The sequence below is a fragment of the Leptothrix toolikensis (SeqCode) genome, assembly GCF_057922285.1.
The window spans coordinates 1-8,939 of record NZ_JBYSVC010000092.1 but is presented as its reverse complement, the minus strand read 5'-3'; the positions used below and the strand labels follow the sequence as shown (position 1 = coordinate 8,939).

Sequence of the window (8,939 nt, the reverse complement as noted above, 5' to 3'; positions counted from 1 at the left end):
GGCTGGCGGCAGCGCTTTGATGCGCAGGGTGATGCGCACACCGGGGCCTTCGCCAGCGGGGATGTGCTCGGGGGCGCGGGCATCTTCCAGCGTCAGGGTGCCTTCGTGTTGGCGGGCGATTTCGGCCACGATCGCTAGGCCCAAGCCTGAGCCTTCGACGGCCGTGCCCAAGGCGCGGTAGAAGGGCTGAAAGACCAAGTCACGCTCGGCGGCAGGAATACCCGGCCCCGAGTCTTCGACTTGCAGCGTCACGGCTTGGCCGAGGGGATCGGGGATCACGCGTACCGTTACCGCGCCTCGGGCCGGGGTGTATTGCAAGGCGTTGTCCACCAAGTTGGCGATCATCTCGCGCAGCAGCAGTGCATGCCCGTAGACGCAGGCGTGGCCGCGCGGCCACTGGGGCGCGCTCTCTTCATCGGGGCCTTCGTAGCCCAAGTCGATACCTTTATCCAAGGCCTTGGGGACGAAATCACGCACCACGTCCAAGGCCACCTGTTCGAGATCGACCCGTTGGCGCACGGGGTCTTGGGCTTTGGCATCGGCTCGGGCCATGGAAAGCAGTTGGTTGACCATGTGGGCGGCCCGCTGTGAGGCGTCCGCCATCTGGTCCAGGGACGCTTTGAGTTGGAGCGGGTCGCGCTGGCCGGCGTCGATGTCGCGCACCGCCAGTTCGGCTTGCATGCGCAGCCCGGCCAGTGGGGTCTTGAGTTGATGCGCCGCGTCAGCCAAGAAGCGCTTTTGAGTTTGCAGAAAGCCGTGCTGGCGTGCCAAGAGCTCGTTGATCGCTTTCACCAGGGGTGAGACTTCTTCGGGGACTTCCCGGTCGTCGATGGGCGAGAGGTCGTCGCTGTCGCGTTCGCGGATGCGGCGGTGTAGGGTGTTGAGCGGCACCAAGCCGCGCACCAAGGCCATCCAAACCAGCAGCACGGCGATCGGCAAGATGACGAACTGCGGCAGGATCACGCCCTTGATGATTTCGGTCGCCAGCCGGGAGCGCTTGTTGAGCGTCTCAGCCACTTGCACCAGCACCGGACGTTGCGCGTCGGCGATCAATACCCACTGCGAGGCGATGCGCACACTTTCGTTGTGAACTTCATCGTCGCGCAGCCGAGCCTCACCCACCGTGTGCGTGTCGCCTTGTGGGGGCAGCGGCAGCTCACGATCCCCGCCGATCCAAGTGCCTTGGGCATCGAGCACTTGGTAGTAAACCGAGTCGATGTCGTCGGCGCGCAGCAGTTGAGCGGTGTCCTTGGAGAGGTCAAAGCGCACCTGATCGTTGCGCAGCTCTAGGCGTTGCGCCAGCACCCGGACTGACTCGGTCAGTGCCCGGTCGTAGGGGCGATTGGCGATACCTTGGGCCACCAGCCACGTCAACGCTAGGCTCATCGGCCACAGCAAAAGCAGCGGTGCGAGCATCCAGTCAAGGATCTCGCCAAATAAGGAACGTTGAACGTGGTGGGCCAAGATGGGATCAGTTAGGGATCAGTTGGGGATTTTTTCGAGGCAGTAACCCAAGCCGCGCACCGTGGCGATGCGGATCGGGCCTTCTTCGATTTTCTTGCGCAAGCGGTGGATGTAGACCTCGATGGCGTTGTTGCTCACCTCTTCGCCCCACTCACACAGGCGCTCAACCAGCTGATCCTTGCTCACCAGCCGGCCGGCGCGTTGCAGCAACACTTCAAGCAAGCTGAGTTCACGCGCCGATAGGTCAATCATTTGGTCGTTGATGTACGCCACCCGGCCGGTCGCGTCGAAGGTCAGCGGGCCATGCTTGATCAGGCTGCTGGCTGACCCGAGGCCCCGGCGCGTCAGGGCGCGCACGCGGGCTTCCAGTTCTTGCAGCGAGAAGGGTTTGGCCATGTAGTCATCGGCCCCGAGATCGAGGCCTTTGACCCGTTGTTCGATGCTGTCCGCAGCGGTGAGGATCAGAACTGGCACGGCCGAGCCGCGTGCGCGTAGTTTGCGCAACACCTCCAAGCCATGCAGCTTGGGCAGGCCCAGATCCAGAATCAACAGATCAAACTCGTGGGCTGCCAAAGCGGCGTCAGCCTCTGAGCCATTACCGACCCGGTCCACGGCGTAGCCGGCGTTGCGCAAACTGCGCAGCAAGCCATCGGCCAGAACCTGATCATCTTCAGCGATCAAGATGCGCATCGCGTTGTCTCCTTATTGCATTGCACGGTCAAAGCGTAAGCTGTGGATTGTAAGAAGAGCGGCTGCTTGGGTGGATACTGTACAAACATCCAGTCTTTGCCATAATGCAGCGATCATTCCAGGAGACCCATGATGGAAGCCACCAACCGATCTACCCTTAGCGCAGAAAAAGCCAAGGCTTTGCAAGCCGCCCTCAGCCAAATCGAAAAGCAATTTGGCAAGGGCTCCATCATGCGCTTGGGCGAGGGCGAAGTGGTCGCCGACATCCAAGTGGTTTCCACCGGCTCGCTGGGTTTGGATATTGCCTTGGGCGTGGGCGGTCTGCCTCGGGGGCGGGTCGTGGAAATCTACGGGCCTGAATCTTCGGGCAAGACCACGCTGACCTTGCAAGTGGCTGCTGAGATGCAAAAGCTCGGTGGCGTCTGCGCCTTCATCGACGCTGAACACGCACTCGACGCGCAGTACGCCCAAAAGCTGGGCGTCAACCTGCAAGATCTGCTGATCTCGCAGCCCGATACCGGCGAGCAAGCGCTCGAAATCGTCGATGCCTTGGTACGTTCCGGCTCGGTCGATTTGGTGATCATCGACTCGGTGGCGGCTTTGACTCCTAAGGCCGAACTTGAAGGCGAGATGGGCGATTCGCTGCCAGGCTTGCAAGCGCGTCTCATGAGCCAGGCCCTGCGCAAGCTCACCGCGACCATCAAGAAGACCAACTGCATGGTGGTCTTCATCAACCAGATCCGCATGAAGATCGGCGTGATGTTTGGTAGCCCTGAGACCACCACTGGCGGCAATGCACTCAAGTTCTATGCCTCGGTGCGCCTTGATATTCGCCGGGTGGGCAGCATCAAGAAGGGCGACGACGTGATCGGCAACGAAACCCGCGTCAAGGTGGTCAAGAACAAGGTGGCCCCCCCCTTCAAGACCGCTGATTTCGACATCCTCTACGGCGAAGGCATCAGCCGTGAGGGCGAAATCATCGACTTGGGCGTGATCGCCAAGGTGGTGGATAAGTCGGGCGCTTGGTACGCCTACAACGGCGAAAAGATCGGCCAAGGCAAAGACAACTCACGCGAGTTCCTGCGCGAGAACCCGGCTTTGGCGCACGAGATCGAAAACAAGATCCGGGCGTCTTTGGGTGTTTCTGCCTTGCCTGCCACCGGCAGTCCTTCTGAGGCTGCGTGAGGCCATGAGGCACTGAGGCCCTGAAGCCGAGGTTATCGTTGTGGCCACCCAAGAGCTTTCCCTTAAAGGGCGCGCTTTGCGTCTGTTGGCAGGGCGGGAGTATTCGCGCCAAGCCTTGCAACGCAAGCTCTTGCCGCACGCCCCGAGCGCAGAAGCGCTTGAGCAAGTACTCGATGCCTTGACAGCGGTGGGTCTGCTGAGCGAGGTGCGCTTTGTGGCTTCGGTGGTGCATCGCCAAGCGCCGCGTTTTGGCGTGGCGCGCATCCGGCGCGATTTGCAGACCCAAGGCATTGATGCCGCAGACTGCGCCGAGGCCTTGGCCCATTTACGTCAGACTGAAGCGGTCCGGGCGCAGGCAGTGTGGCAACGCAAGTTCGGCGCTTTGCCCATCGATGCCCGCGAGATGGGCCGACAAGCACGTTTTTTGATGGGGCGCGGATTCAGCGCTGAGGTGGTGTTTCGCCTGCTGCGTAGCACCGAGATCCCCGGCTTGGCGGATCCGTCTGACGACGAAGTTTGATCAGGATCCGGCGTTTTGTTCAGCGCGTTCGGCTTGTAACTCGTGGCTCATATGCTTCAAGCGGCTGTCGATGATGCTCGACTCGATGAAGTCCGCCGGGCTGATCTGGGCCAAACCCCGTGCCCATTTTTGGGCGGCATGCATTTTCTCAATCGCACCGGCGTGGTCGCCTTGATACCAGCGCGCTTCAGCTTGGGCCCGCAAGCTGGCCAAGGTCAGGCCTCGGCGCTCTTCAATGTGCCCCAAGGCTTGCCAGACGGCTGCATCGCTGGCGTGTTCGGCCAACCACAGGCGTAACTGTTCGCTGAGCGAAGCCAACTGCACGGCGGGCCCCGGACTGACTGACAAGGCTTGGGCACGCAAGAGCAGCGCCGGGCGACTGGCATCAACGCTCCAGAGCGCCATGGCCGCTTGCGCTTGCGCACCGTGTTGACCTTCGATCAGGATCTCAACTTGCAAATAGTCCAAGGTGTGACCGATGGCGGCTTCGGCCACGGCATCGTCTTTGATGAGCGCGCGGGCGCGGGCCAATGACGCATCGGCCGCTGGAAATTGATGCTGCTTCATCGCGGCCACAGCGGCGCTGTAGGCCTGGGTCAGCGCTGTGGGGCCCGTGGCGGGGCCATGGGGCGCGGTCGGCGGGTTGTTGATGAGGCGGTTCTGTTGATCGATGCGTGGATCCATCAGTGCTTGAGCGCGGGCGCGCATCAAGGCATGCTGCCATGTGGCGGACTGGCCGCCCGACGTGGCCCCGAGGTGCTCGGTGGTGCCCAGCCGCGCCCGCGCTTCGCCGATGCGCTCGGTCGTCAAGGGGTGTGAGCGCAAGTAGGGGTACTGCTGGCTATCGACCAGCCGAGAAGCCTGTTGCAACTGGTCGAACATGGCGGTCATGCCCTCTGGGGCAAAGCCCGCTTGGGTCAGAACGCCAAAGCCGATCCGGTCGGCTTCGCGTTCCATATCGCGTGAGAAATTGAGCTGACTTTGAGCGGCTGCCGCCTGACCGCCCATGATCATGGCGTTGGCCGCATCGGGTGAGCGGGTCACGGCCAAGATGCCCAGAATCATGCTCAGTGCCCCCACCATCGAGCTGGTTTTGCTGGCCCCCATCCGACGCGCGATGTGGCGCTGGGTGACGTGCGAGAGCTCATGGGCCAGCACCGAAGCCAACTCGTCGCGCGATGTGGTCATGGCGATCAAGCCCAGATGCACGCCGATATGGCCCCCTGGTAGCGCAAAGGCGTTGACGCTGCGATCACGCACCAAAAAAGGCGTCCAAGCAAAGTGCGTATCCAGCTCTTCGGTGATCTCGCCTCGCGTCCGTGCTGCGGCCAGAAGGGGCTGCCATAGGCTATTGATGTAGGCCAACAGCAGCGGATCTTCGATGAAATCAGCGTCGCGTTGGATCATTTGCATGACCTTCTGCCCCAGCCGGACTTCATTGCCCATACTCAAATGCTCTGAGGCCGGATCGCCCAAGGCGGGCAGGTCGTTGGCTTGCGCCCAAGCAGGGGCTGGGGCCAAGGCCAGCAACTGGGCACTGCACAGGCCAGTGATCAGCCCTTGGCGTAGGCCCCGAAGAACGCGCGACATGGAAGGCAAGAGAGCAAACATGCGTTCTATGATGCCCGCTTTCTTCGCGGTTGCTGTTTTTCTACGTTCATGAGGATCTCCGACGTGTTGACCCATTTCGACGCTCAAGGCCAAGCGCATATGGTCGATGTGGGTGAAAAGGCCCATACCCATCGTGTGGCCGTGGCCACGGGCTCCATCCGCATGCTGCCGGCCACGCTGGCGTTGATCGAGGCGGGTTCGGTCAAGAAAGGCGATGTGTTGGGCATTGCCCGCATTGCCGGCATCCAAGGGGCCAAGCGCACCGCCGATTTGGTGCCACTGTGTCACCCCTTGGCGCTGACACGGGTGGCCTTGGATTGGCGCATCGACCTAGCTGCCAGCACGGTGCATTGCCAAGCCACCGTCGAAACCCGAGGCCCCACCGGGGTGGAGATGGAAGCCCTGACCGCTGTGCAGGTGGCTTTGCTCACGGTCTATGACATGTGCAAAGCGGTGGATCGCGGCATGGTCATCACCGATGTGCAGGTGCAGGCCAAGCGTGGCGGCAAATCAGGGGACTGGTCGAGAGACGCTTTGAACCAAGAGATCCTGCGCACGTAGTTTCGGATCTGCCTCGCACTGGAAAGGGCGTGGCCCTGAGGCGACGATTTCTGCGATTTCTGCGGCCTCAGCGACCTCCAAAGGGGGGAGGCAGGGCGCAAGAAACTCGCTTGAAGCCGGGTTGTGAAACTCTTTCAGGCGCGCTGCGACGTGACGGGCCTTGTCCAGCTCACCCCGCCCGGCCCACGCTTGGGCGTAGGCGATCATGAGCCGGGTGTCGATCAGATGAAACAAGGGGCGCTCGAAGGAGGCCAAGACTTCTTCAGGCTGATCGGCCATGGTGGCATCGGCGTAATCGGCGTGCTGACCGAACAACAAGCTGCGCTGGCCTTGCTCGATGCGTTCTTGTAGCGGGGCCACCCGACCGATCGCCAGCGACGGCTCAAAGATGATGACCACGGTGTAATAGCTGCCCACGGCCCAGACCGTGCCAACCAGCGCCATGCCCCCAGCGGCTGCGAGCCAGCGAGGGTGAGTGTGTTGGCGCTTGCTGAGTGCCGGGTGGGGTGCTTGGGCAGCCAAGGTCTCGACTTCCGCCAAGCCGGTGAGCCAGCCCAGCATCACGGCCATGGGCAGCAGGAAGTAGGCGTACCAGAGTGGGTACTCCAGCATGCTGTGGACACCGACCAAGACCAGCATGAACAAGGCCGCACGCGCTGAGCGGGCGATGGCGTCATCGCTGTGCGTCAAGGCGGAACGGGCTTGCCAAAGCGCGCCCACCAGTAGCCCCAAGATCAACATCGCCATGGGGACGCCGAACTCGGCGGCCAATTGCAGCGGCAGGTTGTGGCTGTGGTCAAAGAAAGCGATGGGCCGGTCGGGGAAGGGGGTCATCGTCCAGACGAAATTGAAGGCTCCCGCGCCGGTGCCCGTCCAAGGATGCGCCGCGATCATGGCCAAGGTGTTCGACCAGATCTTGCCGCGTGAGCTGCTGGGGTCGCCGTGCAGCGTCTTGTTGACTTGATCGTTGCCGTAAAAAGCATCGCCTGAGATGGCGGCCCAGTGCTCCATGCCCCACCAGCCGAGCAAATAGATGGGCAAGGCGGCGATCAGCAGCCAGCGCACTGAGCGCGGCCAGCGCCGGTCGATGAGGCCCCAGAGGCTCAGCATGATCACGCCGACGGTGCCGGTACGCGAAGCGGTCAGCACCACCGAGAAAAGCATCAACACCAGCAAGGCCCCGATCCAGCCGCTGGCCCAGCGGCGCATCACGCCCCACCACAGCAAGGCCACACTGCCCCAGAGCAACAGGGTCGAGAGTTGATTGGGTTGGCGCACGTTACCGATGGCTCGGCCCGGTGTCGTGGGGTAGGCGATGAAGGTGCCATCAGCCCACGAGGGCGCAAACACTTGGATCAAGCCCACGATGACGCTGCCCAGCGCGGCCATCAGCAAGGCGAGCATCAGGGGGGCGGCCAACATGGCGTCCCTGCGCAAGCGCACGCTGCGTGCTGTGGTCCAAGTCAACAACCCGGCCAAGAGCAAGCAAGCCATCGGCACGATACGTTGTCCCCATGGCGTGGGGCTGGTCGGTGAGAGCTGGGTCAAGACCAGCAGCCCCCACATCAGCAGCGCCAAACGTGTGGCTGTGCTGGAGGGGCGGATGTCGATGGCCGTGCTGTGCTGGCTGCCAACGAGCCACAGCCACAGCCCGAACCCGCCAAAGCAAATGGCTTGACTGAGAAACGTTGAGGTGGGTGGCGCGTTGGGTGCCAGTAAGAACGGCAGGGTGACCGCCACAAGGGCAGCCCAGCTCAAGGCGCTTGGAAGCTTCACCATCGACAACAACATTTCAGGCTAGAAAAGACAAACGCGGGCTGGTTTGCACCAGCCCGCGCCGCAGAGCCTGTCAAAAAGCTACAGGCTTGGGGTTGACGGCATTATCCGATCAACGGCAAACCGAGGGGCGATACTTGGGCAGGAGTGTCCCTTTGGCGATAGCCACGGTGCAGTCCCAAGTGATGGCCGATCCCGGAACGGTGCCGGCCGAAAGCGCCACGCCACCCGACATCGGAACCAAAATCAACGTGCCATCACCAGCCGGCTTGGCCATGGTGATGGTGATTTGCCCAGTGATCTTATCCACAGCCACGCCCGTCACATTGTTCGTTGTGGGGGGGGGGGTCCAACCAGCGGTCAAATCGGACGATCCATTCATGACATTTTCAGCCACGGCGGTCTTGGCACCGGAGGCCAAGCTCAGGCCTTCAGAAACCTTGGCGCGGACGGTGTAGTCCTGATAAGCGGGCAGAGCCACGGCAGCCAAAATACCGATGATGGCCACGACGATCATCAGTTCGATGAGGGTAAAACCTTGTTGAACGCGTTTCATGAAGGACTCCTTGAGCAAGTGATTAGGTACACAAGCTAAAGCACGAAGTGTGCCAAGTATTTCATTGGTTTTGGGTGGGCGTGGGCGCGATGAAAACGACAAATCTTGCACGTTTAAGCGGATTCACGCGGCCTTGGGTGACAAAAAATGTCACATAGCCCGTCAGAGACGGCAAGTGCTGGGCACGTAGGTGTTGTGTTTGGCCGTACTGACTTGGCAAGTCCATGTCACGCCGGTGCTTGTGGTGGTGTTGTGGTTGTCCCCACCGCCACCACCCGCAGTACCCACCACCGGGGTCAGTGCCAAGGTGACCCCTTGGGTGGCGGCATTCATGACCACGGTGATGATCCCTTTGGCGTCATCACACTTCAGATCAGCGACATTGCCGCCCACGCTCAAGGTGGTGCCGGTGCAATTGCCGCTTGCGGGCAGCGTGCCGCCACCAAGGGTGAAGATGTTTTCTGCCACGGTGACTTTGACGCCAGCAGCCAGGCCGAGGCCTTCGGTGACTTTGGCGCGCACGGTGTAGTTCTGATAAGCCGGCAGGGCCACGGCCGCCAAGATGCCGATGATGGC

General features: G+C 61.8%; 9 protein-coding genes. 3 read left to right on the top strand and 6 right to left on the bottom strand.

Features of this window, described 5'->3' with window-relative positions; genetic code table 11:
- The coding region (locus AC3VI7_RS11200) for a sensor histidine kinase (protein ID WP_489671527.1) at nucleotides 1-1,416 on the bottom strand (1,416 nt) is incomplete at its 3' end.
- A gap of 66 nt (nucleotides 1,417-1,482) precedes the next feature.
- The gene (locus AC3VI7_RS11195) at nucleotides 1,483-2,154 is read right to left on the bottom strand and encodes a response regulator (protein WP_489668505.1); all 672 of its coding nucleotides are present in this window, start codon (nucleotides 2,152-2,154) and stop codon (nucleotides 1,483-1,485) included.
- Between the two features lie 132 nt (nucleotides 2,155-2,286).
- On the opposite strand from AC3VI7_RS11195, the gene recA reads away from it, so the two are divergent.
- Both recA and recX read left to right on the top strand, forming a co-directional pair.
- Nucleotides 2,287-3,339 carry a recombinase RecA gene (recA, locus tag AC3VI7_RS11190; RefSeq protein ID WP_489668506.1) on the top strand — a complete coding sequence of 351 codons (1,053 nt, stop codon included), beginning with the start codon at nucleotides 2,287-2,289 and terminating at the stop codon, nucleotides 3,337-3,339.
- Between the two features lie 40 nt (nucleotides 3,340-3,379).
- Nucleotides 3,380-3,859, top strand: a complete 480-nt coding sequence (recX, locus tag AC3VI7_RS11185) for a recombination regulator RecX (RefSeq protein WP_489668507.1) — start codon at nucleotides 3,380-3,382, stop codon at nucleotides 3,857-3,859.
- Here recX and AC3VI7_RS11180 read toward each other — a convergent pair whose 3' ends face one another.
- Nucleotides 3,860-5,449, bottom strand: a complete 1,590-nt coding sequence (locus AC3VI7_RS11180; protein ID WP_489668508.1) for a M48 family metalloprotease — start codon at nucleotides 5,447-5,449, stop codon at nucleotides 3,860-3,862. It lies immediately after the preceding gene.
- 69 nt (nucleotides 5,450-5,518) lie between these two features.
- Between AC3VI7_RS11180 and moaC the strand changes: the two genes are divergently transcribed.
- A complete protein-coding gene (moaC, locus tag AC3VI7_RS11175; protein ID WP_489668509.1) occupies nucleotides 5,519-6,031 on the top strand; it encodes a cyclic pyranopterin monophosphate synthase MoaC in 513 nt (170 codons plus the stop codon).
- Here moaC and AC3VI7_RS11170 read toward each other — a convergent pair.
- The 3 genes from AC3VI7_RS11170 to AC3VI7_RS11160 form a co-directional block, all read right to left on the bottom strand.
- Nucleotides 5,981-7,810, bottom strand: a complete 1,830-nt coding sequence (locus AC3VI7_RS11170; RefSeq protein WP_489668510.1) for a PglL family O-oligosaccharyltransferase — start codon at nucleotides 7,808-7,810, stop codon at nucleotides 5,981-5,983. The genes moaC and AC3VI7_RS11170 overlap by 51 nt on opposite strands.
- Before the next feature lie 109 nt (nucleotides 7,811-7,919).
- A complete protein-coding gene (locus AC3VI7_RS11165) occupies nucleotides 7,920-8,363 on the bottom strand; it encodes a pilin (RefSeq protein ID WP_489668511.1) in 444 nt (147 codons plus the stop codon).
- 162 nt (nucleotides 8,364-8,525) lie between these two features.
- Nucleotides 8,526-8,939 (bottom strand): pilin (locus AC3VI7_RS11160; RefSeq protein ID WP_489671526.1); only part of this gene is annotated, 414 nt, incomplete at its 5' end.

Coding starts and splice junctions, on each gene's coding strand:
- AC3VI7_RS11195 (WP_489668505.1), bottom strand. CDS start 2,154: ATGCGCATCTTGATCGCTGAAGATGATCAGGTTCTGGCCGATGGCTTG.
- recA (WP_489668506.1), top strand. CDS start 2,287: ATGGAAGCCACCAACCGATCTACCCTTAGCGCAGAAAAAGCCAAGGCT.
- AC3VI7_RS11180 (WP_489668508.1), bottom strand. CDS start 5,449: ATGTCGCGCGTTCTTCGGGGCCTACGCCAAGGGCTGATCACTGGCCTG.
- moaC (WP_489668509.1), top strand. CDS start 5,519: ATGAGGATCTCCGACGTGTTGACCCATTTCGACGCTCAAGGCCAAGCG.
- AC3VI7_RS11170 (WP_489668510.1), bottom strand. CDS start 7,810: ATGGTGAAGCTTCCAAGCGCCTTGAGCTGGGCTGCCCTTGTGGCGGTC.
- AC3VI7_RS11165 (WP_489668511.1), bottom strand. CDS start 8,363: ATGAAACGCGTTCAACAAGGTTTTACCCTCATCGAACTGATGATCGTC.